A 17,190-nucleotide genomic window follows, 5' to 3' on the forward strand; every position below is an offset into this window, starting at 1 on the left:
AGCGTGATGGGGGCTGGATCGTAATCCCGCAGGAATCATGCTTATCTCTTTTTAACTGATTTGCGGAGTTGTCCTCAGGCTCGGCGGAAAGCAGCAGAAAAGGCGTGATGGAGGCTGGATCGCAATCCCGCAGGAACAATGCTTATGGGTCCCTTATTGCTTTTCCGAGTTGTCCTCAGGCTCGGCGGAAAGCAGCCTTTGGATTACCGCCGAAGTTTAATGATTAAATGAAAAAAGGTTTTCAAACAAAGCAGCCCCATAACAGTCATTTTTGCAAAACTAGCTCGTTATGTGGAGTACTTCAAAAAAACGTTAGCCGCCTTAATCCATTGAAAATAGGATTAGACAGCTAACGTTTTTTTGAATGCTTAGATTAATTAAGCGTGTTGTTCACGGTTCAGCTTGTTGATCTCGAGAATTAAGTCAACCGCTTTTTCCATCGTTTGTGCGGAGACAAATTCGTAACGACTGTGCATATTTTCACCACCCGCAAATAAGTTGGGTGTAGGAATGCCCATGAAAGAAATTTTGGAGCCATCTGTCCCACCACGAACGGGATAGATATTAGGTTTAATGGCAAGATTTTCCATGGCTGCTTTAGCTAAGTTAACAGGTGTCATATCTTTTTCCAGAACTTCGCGCATATTGTAGTACTGATCATGTGTTTCGACGGTAACGCGTGGTTGGCCGAAATCAGCGTTGAGTTTGTCTGCAATATTTTGCAATTCTTGTTTGCGCTGCTCGAATACTTGACGGTCATGATCGCGAATAATGTAAACTAATTTGGCGTGATCTGGGGTACCTGTCATTTTGAACAGATGAAAGAAGCCTTGGCGACCATCGGTTAATTCTGGACGATCACCAGCTGGGACCAGGTTATGATAGTCGATGCCGACTTGGAGCGCGTTGACCATCACACCCTTAGCAGTGGCTGTGTGCACCTCGTTACCCTGGATTTCAACGGTGGTTTGCGCAGCATTAAAAGTTTCGTACTCGAGCTCTCCTAGGGGACCACCATCGACTGTATAGGCGTATTTGGTGTTGAAATCTTTGGCATCAAAATGATCCGCACCGGTCCCTGTTTCCTCATCAGGAGCAAAGCCTACCCGAATTTCACCATGTTTGACTTCAGGATGGTGCACGTAATATTCCATGGCGGTCATAATTTCAGCTGCACCAGACTTATCGTCAGCGCCCAAAAGTGTGGTTCCGTCAGTTGTAATCAAGGTTTGACCCTTGTACCCATGGAGTGCGGGAAATTCAGCTGTTTTGAGCATCCACTTGCCATCTTCACTTAACGGAATGTCAGATTCACCATCGTAATTTTCGTGAATTTGCGGCTGAATATTTTCAGCATTAAAATCAGCGGTGTCAATATGAGCAATGTAGCCCAAAACGGACGTATTTCCATCATCATTGGCAGGAAGCGTAGCGACAACATAGCCGCTTTGGGGTTGGGTATGCACATTGTGTAATCCGAGGTCAGTCAACTCCTGAGCAAGGGTTTTCAAAAATGCTACTTCTTTGGGATCGGTGGGCACCGTTTGTGAATCCGGATTGGAACGGGTATTCACCTTTACATATTTTAAGAAACGCGGCAGCAGTGTTTCGTATTTTGCCAAAGTTATCACTCCTATTTTTATTATTATGACTAGTTTAGCTTAAAACGTCCTTTGGAAAAGAAGAAGCCTTTGAGAAAAAACAAACCGTCTGGATAACATACGAGGTTATCAAACGGTTTGTCGGCTAAAACTAATTTTTGATTTCTTGTAAAGCTTTTTTCGCTAACATTAACGCACCAGTAATTCCGGCATCATCGCCTAATGCCACGTGTTTAATGTAACCAGTAATTTCAGGAAAGTCCACGTAATCTGCCAGTTGTTTGACAAACTCAGCTTGAATCTGTGGAAATAGCTGGCTTTGCTTCATAACACCGCCACCAAAGATAATAATGTCGGGTCGCAAAATGAGTGTGGCATTTACACAGGCTTGGGCAATGTATTTGGCTTCAATCTCCCAGAATTCATCACTTGGATCAATTTCATAGCCCTTTTTACCAAAACGCTTTTCAATTGAGAGACCTGCGGCTAAACCTTCAAAACAGTTGCCATGATAAGGACAAACACCTTTAAAGCCGTTATCGCGTTCGTCTGGTCTGAGTAAAATATGGCCCATTTCAGGATGGCTATAGCCCTGTAAGAATTTGCCATGTTGAATGTAGCTTGCGCCGACACCGGTACCGACTGTCCAATACAGAATATTCTTTTTGCCACGGCCAGCTCCTGCTTTATACTCACCATAAGCAGCCACATTGACATCTGTGGTGAAGTAAAATGGAATGTCAAAATGAGCTTTCATGGCCCCAAGAAAATTGTAGTTTTTCCATGCAAGTTTGGGTGTGTTTGTAATGTGACCATAGTCGTCAGCGTCTTCATTTAATGAAACGGGACCAAACGAGCCGATTCCAATTGCGTCAACCGGATGTTGTTCAAAATAAGCAAACACCTGCGCCATCGTTTCTTCTGGAGTCGTGGTCGGGAACTGTTCACGGTCCTCAATCTTAATATTATCGTCGCTGACCGCACAAACAAATTTTGTTCCGCCAGCCTCAATTGCACCTAATTTCATAACCTAATTTCCTCCTATGCAAAAAAATGATTACGGTTACTGTAATCGCTACCATGATTATAGCATAAGTGAAACTGATGAAATAGCTGACTTGAAAACTAGCCGACCGAAAACTTGCAAAACTTGACCAAAATCAAGTTAATGCATCAAATTCTTCCATATAATACAGACAGATTAAAAAATAGGGGGACATCAAAATGTCAAATACACCAGAAGAATTATTTGCCGCAGAACAAAAACAAGCTGAGATCGATCACCATGTACCAACCGCAGGAGCGATGGTTAATCATATCCTGTCGAATTTTACGGTTTTAGACGCTAAGTTACATCAAACGAAATGGTATGTGAAAGGTTTGAATGCTACGGCAGTGCAAGCAATCTATGCACAGTTGATTGAAGAAAATCGGCGGCATCTTGATGAAGTGGGCGAATTATTGCTGGATGAAAATGAAAAGCCGGCTTCAACGACGGCCGAGTACAGTGAATACGCCATGATTGGTGAAGGTGGGAAAAATAAATATTTTTCTGCTGCCGAAATGATTGGGACCACTGTGCAAGATTTTGTAACCCAGAATTTATTTGTTGATCGCGCCATCAAATTGGCAGAAAAAGAAAATCGCCCCGCATTGCGCCATTATATGGAACAATTACGCGGAGACGATAATCACACGATTCGTGTTCTGCAAGCTCTCTTAGGCAATAACGCCGGTGATGGGCTTGAAGAAGAGGATGACGAAGATGACGACTAATCTAGTAAGATAAGTGCATCTTTATCAATTAATTTAATTTGTTTTTGTGGACCTTGGTTAATCCAGCCCTTTTTCTGAAATTCAGCGAGTTTGCGGCTCACGGTTTCAGGAGTTGTGCCGAGATAAATTGCCAGGTCCTTTTTTTTGATGGGGAGTTTAAACGTATCTTTATTTAAACTGGCGCCGGTTTCCACCAAGTAGTTGCCAATGCGCGCTTCCACGGATTCGGTAGAGGCTTCTGTGGTGCGTTTTTCTAATGAAGAAATTCGCTGGCCGAACTCATTAATCAGATTCATACTGATACTGGGGGATTCGGAAAGTAATTTTTGAAAGTTGCGACGGCTAATCTGGCAAACGTTTGTCGGAATCAAAGCGACCCCAGTGGAAGAACGGGTCATTTCCTGAAATAGTGCACCTTCACCGTCAAAATCACCAGATTGGAGAAGGTAAAGCAGCTGTTCGCGACCATTAGCAGCAATACGTGAAACCTTGACTTGACCGCTGGCCACAATAATTAGGGTGTCGAGCGTATCCCCGTCCATAAAGAGGGTCTCCCCGGCCGCATAATGTTTGTGGGTCATGATCGTGCTAATCTTTGCGACATCGCGATCCGGTAACTGACTAAAAAGCGGCACTAATTTGATACAATCATGTTCAGAGCGTTCCATGTTTTTCTCGCTTCTCTCATTTTATTTATCTCCAGAATAGCATGAAAACGCGTGCACGAAAAGGCAAGCGACTTAAGGAACGACGCGTCTTTTGAAAAAAAGACTTCGCGGCTGAATGGCTTGCGTTTAACCTTATATTTATGATACATTTTAAGAATTGTGAATTGAAACTTTTCCCGGTTTGACGGGAGATTCAGAAAAGTGAGGGAAACAAATGATAACAGTAACCGATATGAGTATGCAGTTTTCAGATCGCAAGCTCTATGAAGATGTTAATTTAAAGTTTACGCCTGGTAATTGCTACGGCATTATTGGTGCTAATGGAGCCGGAAAATCAACCTTTTTAAAAATTCTGGAAGGCAAATTACAGCCAACCAGCGGCAATGTTTCGATTTCGCCAAACGAGCGGATGTCGAGCCTAAATCAGGACCATTATGCGTTTGAGACAGAGAAAGTTTTAGACACGGTCATTATGGGGCATCAAAAGCTTTATGAAATTATGAAGGAAAAAGACGCTTTGTATGCTAAAGCTGATTTTACCGATGAAGACGGGATTAAAGCGGCGGAGCTTGAAGGTGAATTTGCAGAGATGGACGGCTGGAATGCAGAATCTGATGCGGCCCAACTGCTCCAACAATTGGGAATCGATGAAACCATGCAGGCACAAAAAATGAGTGAATTGACCGAGAGTCAAAAGGTGAAGGTCTTATTAGGACAGGCCTTGTTTGGCGATCCGGATATTTTGATTTTAGATGAGCCCACCAATGGTCTTGATGCGCAAACGATTACGTGGCTAGAAAACTTTTTAGGTGATTTTCGGAACACTGTTATTGTGGTTTCTCATGACCGGCACTTTTTAAATGCGGTTTGTACCATGATGTGTGATGTCGATTTCGGCAAAATTCAGTTGTACGTTGGGAACTACGATTTCTGGATGGAATCCAGTCAATTAGCAGCTAAATTGAAAGAAAATGCCAACGCTAAAAAAGAAGAAAAGATCAAAGAATTACAGGAATTTGTGGCTCGTTTCAGTGCGAATGCCTCTAAATCGAAGCAGGCGACTTCCCGGAAAAAACAACTTGAAAAAATTACGTTGGACGACATTCGCCCATCAACACGTAAGTATCCGTTTATCAGTTTTACCCCAGAACGAGAACTAGGAAACGATTTGTTACGCGTGGATAAACTTTCAAAAGCCATTGATGGCGTCCAAATTTTGAATAATGTGACCTTTACAATTAAGCCTGGAGAAAAGGCAGCCCTATTGAGTCGCAACGATCTGGCCACAACGACACTGCTCCAAATTATCGCGGGAGAATTGGAACCAGATTTTGGAACTGTTACGTGGGGACAAACCACAAGCCGTAGTTACTTGCCTAAAGATATTAACCAATACTTTACCAACGAAGACTTGGATATCTTAGAATGGCTGCGACAATTTGCTCCTAAAGAAGAGAGCGACAACACGTTCTTGCGCGGTTTCTTAGGCAAAATGTTGTTTTCGGGGGAAGACGTCAATAAAGCAGTCACCAAGCTTTCGGGTGGTGAAAAGGTACGCTGCATGCTTTCTAAAATGATGTTAAGCAAGGCTAATGTCCTACTTTTAGATGATCCGACTAATCATTTGGACTTGGAATCCATTACTTCGCTTAATGATGGCTTGATTAATTTTAAGGGCTCCTTAGTTTTGGCTTCTCATGACCGGCAATTTATTCAAACGATTGCAGACCACATTATTGAAGTTTCGGATAATGGCGTTGTCGACCGCGCCGAGACAAGCTATGAGGAGTTTATGGACCATGCTGATATTCAAAAAAAGGTCGCGGCCTTATACACCGAATAGGGAGCAAAGTGCTTAAAGCTGAAAAAAGTCGGTATTCCTGTTACGATGGATTGGGATAAAAAATTCATTTAAAGAAGGAACGACGAAAATGGATGTTGAAATTAAACGCGATGGATTAACTTTACATGGCTTACTAGAAACGCCGGCAGCGAAAACTTATGATATTGCGGTTCTCATGCATGGCTTTACAGGTAATCTGGGTTACGATAAGACGGACCTACTTGCTGAAGTTGCGCGAACGTTGCAGGCCCAAGGCTTGGCAACGATCCGTTTTGACTTTAATGGTTGTGGTAAAAGCGACGGCCGTTTTCAAGATATGACGATTCCAAGTGAGATTGCAGATGGCAAGGCGATTTTGGACTATACCCGTAAACTGCCTCATATTCGCCATATTTATTTGGTGGGGCACTCCCAAGGCGGCGTTGTCGCAAGCATGTTAGCAGGATATTATCCGGAGGTTATTACCCGCTTAGTGCTGTTAGCGCCAGCCGCGACTTTAAAAGATGATGCCTTGAAAGGTAATTTGATGGGGGTTACTTACAATCCAAAGAAAATTCCGGAAACGCTGAATTTGAGAGAAGACGTGGTTGTAGGCGGCTTTTATCTTAGAACGGCTCAGATGCTACCAATCTATGAAGTCGCCCAACGCTATCGGGGACCGGTGTGTGTGATCCACGGTGATGCCGATACGGTCGTCGATAAAATTGCTTCCAAACGGTACCATGCCGTGTATGATGATAGTGAATTGCACATCATTGCGCATGGGACACACCAATTTCAAGAAGCTGCACGACCACAGGTTTTACGAATCGTTAGTGATTTTTTGCAAGAATAAAAGAACGGGAAACAGGCCATTAATGGTCAGTTTCCCGTTTTTTAATTGAAACTAAAAAATAATTATCTCTGTGCTTTTATGATTTTCCTAAATCACATCCAAATGGACGTATTTGTTTTGGAGGTTGTAGAAATCGTAATTTGCCAAATTCGCAACATCTTCTTTGCCATTAAACAAGGCTGTGTAGCTCCCGGCTAACATTAAATTGATTGCACGTTCAGTTTGCTCGTCGAAACGGACTAAGATAACTGGTTTGTGTTGACTGTAGGCATAACCACACTCCCAAATGGTCCCTTCATCAGATTCGTGTTTGTCCTTTTCCAGTTCATAATCTAAGATGGCCACTACAACATCAGCCTGATCGATTTGACGAATATCCGCATTAAATGTGGCAATTTGCCATTCAAAAGAGCCTGCTTTGGCATCTTGATACTCATCTTTTCCGGGAAGAAAAATAGCGTCAGAGTTGACCGTTGAGTTTGTTTCTAAGAGTTGTTTAACTGCAGCAACACGCTTGTTTTGACCATCACTAAAGAATGGCCCGGCGAGGTAGACAGATTTTTTTGCATGAAGATACTCCTTTAGATTAGTGGATTAGTTATTGCGAACAGTAAAACGTGCTTGGTGCACTGTTGGGTGTTCTAATTCATCAAGAATGGCTGCTGCCATAGTCCCGGTGGAGACTTCGGAATGGTGCTCATCATCAAATAAAAGTTGATCCTGTCCTAAAACGTAGTTGGTTTTGGGACCCTCAACAAAATTTTGTGAAGGCGATACACCGACCCAATTGACATTAGTAACGGTTTTTAAAAAGTTTAATTCATGATACTGAGATTCTGGTGTATCAATCCAAGCTTCTGCGCCAGGAACTTTGCGAAGCTCATCCACCAGCAAGCCGGAGTCAGTTTTGAGACTGCCACCACCAAGGATAAATAAAATTCGCGGTGTTTCCGTGCCACGTAAAAGATGAATGAGATGTGCTGCTAAATCAATGTGTTGGTAAGCGAGATGCTGACCCATGGGAACGGAAAATGCGTTAACTACGGCGTCTAAGCCAGTCAAATCTTCTTTAGTAATTGCAAACGCATCTTTTTGCACAATGGTAACGTTATCCCCAAAAAGATCTTTGGCTTTTGCAGCATTACGCACAAGGGCCGTAACCTGATGTCCGCGTGCTAAGGCTTCTGTGACCACTTTTGAGCCCGCTTTTCCAGTCGCACCAATAATACCAATTTTCATGTTGGCAAACTTCCTTTCTTGATCGATCCTAGCAATTTTTTCTGCCATAAATCTTTATTTCGATTACAATTAAAAGTATAAAACATTTGAAGAACGAATGTTAGCAATTCGGTGATTCTATTTTGATCGGATTTAGAAAATTAGGGTGAGGAGAACAAACATGCAAGCAATTATTGGCGTCGACATCGGGACAACGAGCACAAAAACGGCGCTGTTTGACCGTACCGGTAAAATTTTAGCACAGGAAAATCTGACTTATCCGCTTTATGAACCCCAGGTGGACTACGCAGAAGAAGATCCGGAACAAATTTTAACAGCCGTTTTACAAGGGATTACAGCGGTGAGTGCAGTCGCTAATCGCCGCCACATCACAATTACGGGGGTCTCGTTTTCGGCAGCTATGCATAGTTTAATTCTGCTGGATGGGGCTCATCAGCCATTAACCCGGGTGATTACCTGGGCAGACAACCGCGCCATAAGGCAAAGCCAAGCACTTGAGGACTCCGGTGCGGCTCAGTGCTTATATTTAAAAACGGGCACACCAAATCATCCGATGACACCGTTAGCTAAATTAATATGGTTTCGCGAAAAGCAACCAGCTTTGTTTAAACAGGTCCGCCATGTCAGCGGCATTAAAGGGTATATTTTTTGGCGGCTTTTTGGTCAAGATGTGAGCGATTATGGGATTGCCTCAACCACTGGGATGTTTGATAGTCAAACTTTAACGTGGGAGCCACAGGCATTAGCACTTACAGGACTGACGCTTAAGCAGTTACCCCAATTGGTGGCAACGGAAACCCTTTTTACTGGCTTAAGTCCAGCAATTGCCACTCAGCTAGGATTGTCAGAGAGTGTACCTTTCATTATTGGCAGCAGTGACGGCGCCTTGGCCAATCTAGGTGTTGGGGCGACAACGTCTGATACTCTGGCGGTAAGTATTGGAACCAGTGGTGCTCTGCGTCTGGTCGTAGATCATCCGATCTTCGACCCAACTGGAAAACTGTTTTGTTACGTGGTGGATAGCCGGCGTTGGGTAGTCGGCGGTCCGGTGAATAACGGTGGAATCGTACTGCAATGGGTTCTGGAGCAGTGGTTTCCAGAAACGGCCCAAATGACTTATCCAGAGTTAATGACTTTAGCAGCTCAATCGGTTCCTGGAGCGCATGGCCTCATTTTCTTGCCCTATCTTGGTGGTGAACGGGCTCCAATCTGGAATCCGGAAGCACGAGGAACCTTGTTAGGATTAACCCGAAAGCATACGCAAGCTGATATGGTCCGGGCCGTTCTGGAAGGCGTTATCTTTAACCTTGGTGCGGTCAAACAGCTAGTTGAAAAACGGGTGGGACCCTTTAATAAAATTCAGGCAACGGGGGGATTTACCCAAACAAATCTGGGGATGCAGATTTTAGCAGACTGCTTCAATCAACCAGTTGAGGTGGCCAAACGCGCCATGGGTTCTGCTTGGGGAGCAGCTTTGTTGGGCTTTCAGGCCTTAGGAATCAAACCTATTGAATTGCATGAAGAGCCGATGACGAGCCCACAGCGGTGGCATCCAGAGCCGGAGTCCGTAGTACGATACCAAGAATTAATGACAATTTGGCAGCATTGTGGGGATGCTTTGGCCCTGCAATACCACCAAATTGCGCAATTTCAGAAAAAATATAATTAATAAGAATATTTGTTGCGAACGCTTTCAAAATGGCTCATACTGGGCTTATAGAAATTCAACCCATAAGGAGCGTGAAAGTGATGAAAAAGGATAAAGCTTTCAAAAAAGAGTATTGGCCGATTGTTGTGTTAGGAGGGCTCATTCAATTATTTGCCCTGATTGATATTTTAAAGAGCCACGATTTTAAACGCGGTAATAAACTCATTTGGAGTATTTTAGTTTTTGTTTTGCCACCATTTGGTGCACTATCCTATTATGGTTTTGGTAAAATACGTGATTAGTTACTTAATATTAAGCTAAAAGTCATTTAACAGAAGCGGTCTGTTAGATGTCTTTTTTTTGCGCGCATTACCGTATTTTGGCTTCAGATTGATTTTTGGGAATGACTAAATTTGGGGAATTCGTCTCAACATGGTTGAAAACGATTTCCGCCTCGCTTATGATGAACTTAATTAGACAAAGGAGAGGATAACTTATGACTTTAAAAATGGCAATTATCGGCTTTGGAAAAAGCGCCAATCGCTACCACTTACCCTATTTAAAGCAACGTAAATCCATACAAGTAAAATATATTTATAATCATCGCCGCCATGAGAAACGGGAAGCAAACCATGCCGGGATGGGAATCACTTTCACGACTGATTTGGACGAAGTATTAAATGACGATGAAGTCCAACTGGTTACCATTTGTACACCGGCAGATACCCACTTTGACTTTGCTAAACAGGTATTAACACATGGCAAAAATGTGCTGGTTGAAAAGCCATTTTGTAAAACGGCTACGGAAACCAAACAGCTACTAGAATTAGCCCAACAGCGCCATTTGATTGCGATGCCATATCAAAATCGACGGTTCGACAGTGATTACTTAACTTTCAAGGAAGTGTTAAAACGCGGCTATGTAGGTGAACCACTGGAAATTGAATCTCATATGGATAAATATCGCCCCGATGACACCGTACATACGGGTGATAAGATCAACGGAACCTTTTACGGACTAGGTATCCACATGCTGGATCAAATGTTAGCGTTGTTTGGGCGGCCGAATGCAGTGGCATATGATATTCGGACCATTCAAAATGAAAAAAGCACTTTGGATGATTACTATCAAATGGACTTGCACTATGGCAAATTAAAGGTGACCGTTAAAACTAATCCCTTGGTTGCCTCACCATATCCCCGATTTGTGTTACATGGCACAAACGGTTCTTATTTAAAGTATGATATTGATCAGCAGGAAAATGATCTAAAGCTAGGAATTATGCCCGGAGACTTGAACTTTGGCCGCGATACCCCTGATAAATATGGACAGGTGAACTATCATAACCAAAATGGAGATTGGATTACAAAGCAGATTCCGTCCCTACAAGGTGACTATGGGCGCATTTACGATTCCTTATGTGATAGTATTTTGAACGGCAAACCCAAACTGGTAAGTGACGAAGAAACCCTTTTAGATATTGAAATTCTGGAAAGCGGCATTCAACAGCCAACGCCTAGCGTGGTGCGGTTCTAGTTATGGTCCCAAACTTGTTTGGCGGTTTGTACTGGAGCATAGACTAAAAATTTAGTAATCACAAATTGCTGTCGGGCATTCAAATGACCCTGACAGCTTATTTTTGTACCTCTATCAGCAAGTGCCAAAAAATTTAGAGCATGTTGATGAAGTAAACAGTTTACTTTCTGCCCGGAGTCGCGGGTAAGTTCAAATCGAATCAGTGGGGTTAGATTTAGAACTTTCAACTTTGAGGTAATGTGACCAGTCAATTTTTCCATTGCGAAGGCCTCCTTGTAATAAATTTATTATACGAACACGTGTTCGATTTGTAAAGTGATTTTTGAACATCTTTCTTTACTTATATTCTGCTGCCCGTCATAATTAAGACGAAAGGGTGATGACCATGGAGCTACAGAGTGAGATTTATCAAAATCGTCGGCGGCGCAAGTTGTCACAAGCAGAATTAGCCGAACATTTGGGTGTAAGTGAAGGGATCGTCAATCAATGGGAACAAGGAGAAAAACTGCCAGATGTCGAAAATTTGATTGATTTAAGTAATTTTTTTGAAATTAGCTTAGATCAGTTGGTGCGAGGAAAAGAGTATAGCGGTTTTAATGAAATTACGAATCAGCATTCGCTGACAGTGTGGGATTTTTTAGCCCGCTATTGGTGGTTAATTTTTGCGCTTGGTGGATTTCTCTTTTGGATGTTTAGCCGATTCTCGTAGTTTGCTGGGATATTTACGGCTTTAAATCCATTTTTCAAATAGTTGTCACAAGGCAAAAAGTCTCAGTTACGGGGACGGATTAAAAACTTTAAATTATTCATTTTCAATGAACCTTGAAGGAATGGCGAAATTTAACTAATTCTTCAGGGTTTATTGATTGTCAGGCCCATTTCTTTTACTATGGATAAAGGATTGGGAAAGTGAAACTTAGGGTGAGGGGAGAAATCCATGATAAATACAATATTATGGCTGGCAGTAGTAGGCTTAGCAGCCGGGATATTCGGGGCCATATTTGGAATTGGCGGTGGTATGATTGTCACGCCGATTTTGACGTTAATAATGGGACTTGATATCAAGTACGCTATTGGGGCAAGTGTCATTTCCGTTATTGCAACTAGTTCGGGTGCCACGGTGGCCTATCTAAAAGATGATATGCTTAATTTACGGGTAGCCATGTTTTTGGAAATTGCGACAACGATCGGGGCAATTGTGGGGGCCATTTTGACTGGTGTGTTACCATCATCGGTGCTTTACGCGCTGTTTGGATTGTTACTTTTATTTTCAGCATGGAACATGTACCGAAAAATGCGCGCGGGCAAGGAAACGAGCGAGGCAATTCAACCGGATTCGTTATCCACAAAACTAAAATTAAACGGCAGCTATTATGATGACGCGATTAAAGAGCAGATTGACTATCAAGTTTCAAATGTGCCGGGCGGCTTTACAATGATGCTAGGAGCCGGCTTGGCCAGCGGTTTATTAGGGATCGGAAGCGGTGCTTTCAAGGTTATTGCGATGGATACCATTATGAAAATGCCACTGAAACCGTCTAGTGCGACAAGCAATTTGATGATGGGGGTTACCGCAGCGGCTAGTGCTACCGTTTACTTTTTCAATGGGTCTATTCGCCCAGAAATTGCGGCGCCGTTGGCAATCGGAATTTTAATTGGCGCCACGATTGGTTCCAAGATTATGAAACGGCTGCGTGCGCGCGTCTTACGAATGATCTTTATTCCGATTCTTTTTTACATCGGGTTACAGATGTTTCTTAAAGGATTTGGGGTGACCATCTAATGGCACAGAATAAAAAGCCAGCTTCTACAGAGGAAGCTAAACGAATAGCAGAAATGAATGAAATTGAACTCATTATCGGGCAGGTCTTACGCATTGGCGTAATCATTTCAGCAATTGTTATTTTGGTTGGTATCCTGATGGCCATCATCACTGGCACAACTGGGTATGCGGCCAATGCCTATCCAACAACTGTGGGGGCCATTCTAAGCGGAATTGCGATGTTAAAACCGTTTGCCGTTATGATGTTCGGCTTATTTCTCCTGATTTTAACACCGGTACTCCGAGTTGTCGTTTCAATTTATGCCTTCTTTAAAGAGCAGGATCATCTGTACGTTTGGATTACAACTTTTGTTTTAATTATCTTAGTGTTTGGGATGTGGATTGGCTACATGGGGAAGTAAGCCCTAGCGATGGTGTTCACGTCGAAAAATTAGCCCGGCGTAAATCAGTTCGATGATCACCAAAAGCACGGTTGCTCCCCAGATCGTGTGAACATGGAAAAACTTTTGTGAGGCTGCTGAAACGACGGCTCCACTCGCAAATCCCAAGACTAATTCAAAATATATTAAGGCAGTTTTTGACTGAGCCGACTGATGCGTAAGCAGTGCATGGCTGAGTGCAAGAACGGCCTTTTTTAGGTTTCCAGTCGAAAAGACATTGTTGTAGCCTAAACCGTCAATTTCACTAAAAGCGACGTTTTGGACAGCCATACTGTAGGCAAGGACAGGCACAATCAAAACATTAGGGACAGTTTGCGGCAGGTAGCCGACGATTAGGCAGACTAAAATGCCCGGCCACAGTGTGGTCAGGCGCCAATAGTGAGAAGAGCGCATTCTTTTATGAAGGAATGGAACAGTGGCCACGCCTAAAGAGAAACCAAGTATGGTTGCATTTTGGTAAAAAGACCTGGAAGATTCCGATTAGCAATATCAACACTTAAAAAGACAATGTTGCCAGTTTGACCCGCTGCTAAAACCCCGACACGTTGAATAAAAGTATAGGTATCAATAAAGCCCCCGATAAAAGTCAGCGTGATGGCAATTCCGCGTAATCGGTAAAGATTGGTTTTTTCGAATTTTCTCATGGTTTGCCTCGTGGTTAAGTTTAACTTACAAAGTTAGTGTAGCACAAAGCGTGGTATAATGGACTTCCTTGGCAGGGGCAACCAAAAAACAGTGACATCCATATGGGTGGCACTGTTTTTTTGTGCTTCCATAAAATGAAAATAGTAGGTAGCGATAGCGTATTTTTAAAACTGAATTTCTTTTTAAGCTATCAATTTTTTTGATGACTTTTTCGCAAAAAAAAATAAATTATCCAAAGCATTGGGGGAGTAAGTTTACCAGAAATATCATTGGATTTTAACCAAAATAGACGTACACAAAAAGTCTAAAATGTGCTACTATATATAGTATGCGAATAAGAAATAACCACAACAAGTGGTATAAAAGCACTTACAAAAAAGAAATATTAGATAACGTATAAAAAGGTAGGAGGTACAATATGATATCAATAATTAAAAACAAATTAGGACTATTACGAACAATTCCAGTTCAAAAACGGGATGGGGAACAAACTAAATTTTATCCCTATAAAGTTATGTTTAGTCTTGATCAGGTCCTCCCCGATACCCAAATCAAAACAGCAATTTTTGAAGCTATTTATGAACATTTTGAAAATTCTGCAATTATCTCAACTAGAGAATTGCATGAGGTAATCGTTTCTGAACTGGTACGGTATCATCAGGACGCTGCTGCTGAAAAATATCAAAAGCATTTTTGGGCAGATCAAAAGAAGTTCGCGGATGCGACAAATGTTCAAAAACGGATTGAAAAAGTTTTCAAACGGGATGCACAGGTCGTTCATGAGAATGCTAACAAAGACAGTACGATTTTTAACACGCAGCGTGACTTGGAAGCTGGTGCTGCTAGTCGAGCAATGGGATTAAAGATGCTTCCCGAATTGGTAGCCAAGGCACATTTACGTGGTGACCTTCATTGGCATGATTTAGATTATTCGCCCGTGACACCGGAAACTAACTGTTGTTTGATTGACTTTGATGGCATGCTGAAAAACGGCTATAAGATTGGCAATGCAGAAGTTGCTTCGCCGCGTTCTATCCAAACCGCAACCGCGCAGATGGCACAAATCATTGCCAACGTAGCTTCTTTACAGTACGGTGGATGCTCCGCAAATCGAATTGATCAGCTACTTGCCCCCTATGCCGAAATTAATTACCAGAAACATTTAACAGATGCTAAAGAATGGGTGGCACAGGATAAGCAAGAAGCCTATGCCAAAACAAAAACACGCAAAGATATTTATGATGCCATGCAGGCGTTAGAGTATGAAATCAATACTTTGTATTCATCTCAGGGGCAAACGCCATTTACGACCGTTAACTTTGGCTTAGGCACCAGCTGGGTTGAACGGGAAATTCAAAAATCCATTTTGCAGATCCGAATTAAAGGACTGGGGACAGAACATCGTACCGCGATCTTTCCGAAACTTATTTTCACGTTAAAACGCGGCTTGAATTTGCATCCTGGTGATCCTAACTATGACATTAAACAGCTGGCCGTGACGTGTTCCACAAAACGGATGTATCCAGATTTGTTGATGTACGACAAGATCAAAGAGTTAACGGGGAGTTTTAAAACGCCGATGGGTTGCCGATCATTTTTACAAGGCTGGCATGATGAAGATGGCAAAGAAGTCAATTCCGGGCGAATGAATTTAGGGGTGGTCACCCTTAATTTGCCGCGAATAGCGCTGGCTGCCCAAGGTGACCAAAAACTTTTTTGGGAGATTTTTGAAGAACGGATGGCTTTGTGCCACCAAGCCTTAGCTTATCGCATTGAACGGACCAAACAAGCCAAACCGAAAAACGCCCCCCTGTTATACATGTATGGTGCGTTTGGCAAGCGACTCGGTGCAGATGATGATGTCGATGAACTGTTTCGCAATCAGCGGGCAACGGTTTCGCTAGGCTATATTGGCCTGTATGAAGTTTGCACCGTCTTTTATGGTGCGGATTGGGAACATGATCAACAGGCCCATGCCTTTGCCGAAAAGGTGGTTAAAGCAATGCGGCAAAAATGTGATGAGTGGGCGCAAGCAAGCGGCTATCATTACAGTTTGTATTCGACTCCCGCGGAATCACTAACGGACACCTTTTGTCGGGATGATATTGCGAAATTTGGGCGGGTACCAAATGTCACCGATAAAGAATATTACACGAACAGTTTCCATTATGATGTGCGTAAACACCCGACACCATTTGAAAAATTAACGTTTGAACAAGATTTCCCTAAATACGCATCGGGTGGCTTCATCCACTATTGCGAATATCCTAATCTGACTCAGAATCCAAAAGCACTAGAAGCAGTGTGGGACTGGGCATATGATCATGTCGGGTATTTGGGAACCAACACTGCCATTGATAAGTGCTATAAATGCGGTTTTAAAGGTGAATTCAAAGCCACGGCCCGTGGTTTTCAGTGCCCACAATGTGGGAATCATGACCCGCAATTTTGCGATGTGGTCAAACGGACATGCGGTTATTTAGGCAATCCGCAGCAGCGTCCCATGGTTCACGGTCGGCATGTGGAGATTGCTTCAAGAAGAAAAAATTTAACAACGGAGATGATTCAAAATGCCGCAAAGAACGCACGGACCAAACAATCCGACTCCCCAAGAGTGGTTGGCTGAAGATTTAAGTCTACAATATATTGCCGATTATAAGGCGTTCAACTTTGTCGATGGCGAAGGGGTTCGGTGCAGCCTGTATGTGAGCGGTTGTCCCTTTCATTGCCCAGGGTGTTATAACGTGGCGGCGCAGAATTTTCATTATGGTAAGCCGTATACCCAAGAACTGGAAGACCAAATTATAGCGGATCTCAGCCAAGATTATGTTCAGGGATTAACGCTATTAGGTGGGGAACCGTTCTTGAATACGCAGGTGTGTTTGAAGATTTGTAAACGCGTGCGGCGCGAATTTGGCCACACGAAGGACATCTGGTCGTGGTCAGGATACACATGGGATGAGTTATTAAAAGATTCCGACGACAAATTAGAAATGCTGTCTTTACTTGATATTTTAGTTGATGGCCGTTTTTTGGAAGAACAAAAAGATTTAACTTTGCAATTCCGGGGAAGTGCAAATCAAAGAATTATTGATGTTCCCAAATCGCTCAAAGCACATCAAGTTGTGATTTGGGACAAATTGGTTCGTTAAACCGCATGATTCACAAAATGCAT

Annotated in this window: 16 protein-coding genes and 2 pseudogenes; 11 read left to right on the plus strand and 7 right to left on the minus strand. The window is 42.8% G+C overall.

Annotated features, from left to right (window positions below; genetic code table 11):
- Window positions 1-377: 377 nt before the first annotated feature.
- Window positions 378-1,622 (minus strand): peptidase T, encoded by a 1,245-nt coding sequence (gene pepT, locus ACLJJ6_RS01060; RefSeq protein WP_412989624.1) that lies wholly within the window; start codon window positions 1,620-1,622, stop codon window positions 378-380.
- Window positions 1,623-1,752: 130 nt separating this feature from the next.
- Complete coding sequence (locus tag ACLJJ6_RS01065; RefSeq protein ID WP_412989625.1) at window positions 1,753-2,628, minus strand: ROK family protein; 876 nt, start codon at window positions 2,626-2,628, stop codon at window positions 1,753-1,755.
- Window positions 2,629-2,825: 197 nt separating this feature from the next.
- Between ACLJJ6_RS01065 and ACLJJ6_RS01070 the strand changes: the two genes are divergently transcribed.
- On the plus strand, window positions 2,826-3,377 hold the full coding sequence (locus ACLJJ6_RS01070; protein ID WP_412989626.1) for a ferritin-like domain-containing protein: 552 nt from the start codon (window positions 2,826-2,828) through the stop codon (window positions 3,375-3,377).
- Here ACLJJ6_RS01070 and ACLJJ6_RS01075 read toward each other — a convergent pair.
- Entirely contained in the window at window positions 3,374-4,045 is a 672-nt protein-coding gene (locus ACLJJ6_RS01075) for a Crp/Fnr family transcriptional regulator (protein ID WP_412989627.1), read from the minus strand. The two genes, ACLJJ6_RS01070 and ACLJJ6_RS01075, sit on opposite strands and share 4 nt — an antisense overlap.
- Window positions 4,046-4,259: 214 nt before the next feature.
- Here ACLJJ6_RS01075 and ACLJJ6_RS01080 point away from each other — a divergent pair, with 214 nt between their 5' ends.
- The gene (locus tag ACLJJ6_RS01080; RefSeq protein ID WP_412989628.1) at window positions 4,260-5,888 is read left to right on the plus strand and encodes an ABC-F family ATP-binding cassette domain-containing protein; all 1,629 of its coding nucleotides are present in this window, start codon (window positions 4,260-4,262) and stop codon (window positions 5,886-5,888) included.
- An 88-nt stretch (window positions 5,889-5,976) separates the two neighbouring features.
- Window positions 5,977-6,723 (plus strand): alpha/beta hydrolase, encoded by a 747-nt coding sequence (locus ACLJJ6_RS01085; RefSeq protein WP_412989629.1) that lies wholly within the window; start codon window positions 5,977-5,979, stop codon window positions 6,721-6,723.
- A gap of 87 nt (window positions 6,724-6,810) precedes the next feature.
- Here ACLJJ6_RS01085 and ACLJJ6_RS01090 read toward each other — a convergent pair.
- Together ACLJJ6_RS01090 and ACLJJ6_RS01095 are read right to left on the minus strand one after the other, a co-directional pair.
- A pseudogene (locus ACLJJ6_RS01090) lies at window positions 6,811-7,275 on the minus strand (nucleoside 2-deoxyribosyltransferase); the annotation flags it as partial.
- A gap of 42 nt (window positions 7,276-7,317) precedes the next feature.
- Window positions 7,318-7,962, minus strand: a complete 645-nt coding sequence (locus ACLJJ6_RS01095) for an NAD(P)-dependent oxidoreductase (RefSeq protein WP_412989630.1) — start codon at window positions 7,960-7,962, stop codon at window positions 7,318-7,320.
- 160 nt (window positions 7,963-8,122) lie between these two features.
- Here ACLJJ6_RS01095 and ACLJJ6_RS01100 point away from each other — a divergent pair, with 160 nt between their 5' ends.
- The 3 genes from ACLJJ6_RS01100 to ACLJJ6_RS01110 all read left to right on the plus strand — a co-directional run bounded on the left by ACLJJ6_RS01100 (window position 8,123) and on the right by ACLJJ6_RS01110 (window position 11,147).
- The gene (locus ACLJJ6_RS01100) at window positions 8,123-9,631 is read left to right on the plus strand and encodes a gluconokinase (protein ID WP_412989631.1); all 1,509 of its coding nucleotides are present in this window, start codon (window positions 8,123-8,125) and stop codon (window positions 9,629-9,631) included.
- Window positions 9,632-9,711: 80 nt separating this feature from the next.
- Window positions 9,712-9,912, plus strand: coding sequence for a PLDc N-terminal domain-containing protein (locus ACLJJ6_RS01105; RefSeq protein ID WP_412989632.1), 201 nt, complete (start codon window positions 9,712-9,714; stop codon window positions 9,910-9,912).
- Between the two features lie 194 nt (window positions 9,913-10,106).
- A complete protein-coding gene (locus ACLJJ6_RS01110) occupies window positions 10,107-11,147 on the plus strand; it encodes an oxidoreductase (protein ID WP_412989633.1) in 1,041 nt (346 codons plus the stop codon).
- On the opposite strand, the gene ACLJJ6_RS01115 is transcribed toward ACLJJ6_RS01110, so the two are convergent.
- On the minus strand, window positions 11,144-11,407 hold the full coding sequence (locus tag ACLJJ6_RS01115) for a hypothetical protein (protein ID WP_412989634.1): 264 nt from the start codon (window positions 11,405-11,407) through the stop codon (window positions 11,144-11,146). The two genes, ACLJJ6_RS01110 and ACLJJ6_RS01115, sit on opposite strands and share 4 nt — an antisense overlap.
- Window positions 11,408-11,532: 125 nt before the next feature.
- On the opposite strand from ACLJJ6_RS01115, the gene ACLJJ6_RS01120 reads away from it, so the two are divergent.
- The 3 genes from ACLJJ6_RS01120 to ACLJJ6_RS01130 all read left to right on the plus strand — a co-directional run bounded on the left by ACLJJ6_RS01120 (window position 11,533) and on the right by ACLJJ6_RS01130 (window position 13,331).
- The gene (locus tag ACLJJ6_RS01120; RefSeq protein ID WP_412989635.1) at window positions 11,533-11,856 is read left to right on the plus strand and encodes a helix-turn-helix domain-containing protein; all 324 of its coding nucleotides are present in this window, start codon (window positions 11,533-11,535) and stop codon (window positions 11,854-11,856) included.
- A 228-nt stretch (window positions 11,857-12,084) separates the two neighbouring features.
- Window positions 12,085-12,930, plus strand: coding sequence for a sulfite exporter TauE/SafE family protein (locus tag ACLJJ6_RS01125; RefSeq protein WP_412989636.1), 846 nt, complete (start codon window positions 12,085-12,087; stop codon window positions 12,928-12,930).
- The gene (locus tag ACLJJ6_RS01130) at window positions 12,930-13,331 is read left to right on the plus strand and encodes a DUF1634 domain-containing protein (protein WP_412989637.1); all 402 of its coding nucleotides are present in this window, start codon (window positions 12,930-12,932) and stop codon (window positions 13,329-13,331) included. The genes ACLJJ6_RS01125 and ACLJJ6_RS01130 overlap by 1 nt, the downstream gene beginning before the upstream one ends.
- 3 nt (window positions 13,332-13,334) lie before the next feature.
- Here ACLJJ6_RS01130 and ACLJJ6_RS01135 read toward each other — a convergent pair.
- Window positions 13,335-14,014, minus strand: a pseudogene (locus ACLJJ6_RS01135) (YoaK family protein).
- 419 nt (window positions 14,015-14,433) lie between these two features.
- Between ACLJJ6_RS01135 and nrdD the strand changes: the two are divergent.
- Window positions 14,434-16,641 (plus strand): anaerobic ribonucleoside-triphosphate reductase, encoded by a 2,208-nt coding sequence (gene nrdD, locus ACLJJ6_RS01140; RefSeq protein ID WP_412989638.1) that lies wholly within the window; start codon window positions 14,434-14,436, stop codon window positions 16,639-16,641.
- Window positions 16,586-17,167, plus strand: coding sequence for an anaerobic ribonucleoside-triphosphate reductase activating protein (gene nrdG / locus ACLJJ6_RS01145; RefSeq protein ID WP_412989639.1), 582 nt, complete (start codon window positions 16,586-16,588; stop codon window positions 17,165-17,167). Before nrdD ends, nrdG begins: the two co-directional genes overlap by 56 nt.
- Window positions 17,168-17,190: the final 23 nt, after the last annotated feature.

This window comes from Pediococcus siamensis (assembly GCF_047220215.1).
Taxonomy (GTDB): Bacteria; Bacillota; Bacilli; order Lactobacillales; family Lactobacillaceae; genus Pediococcus; species Pediococcus siamensis.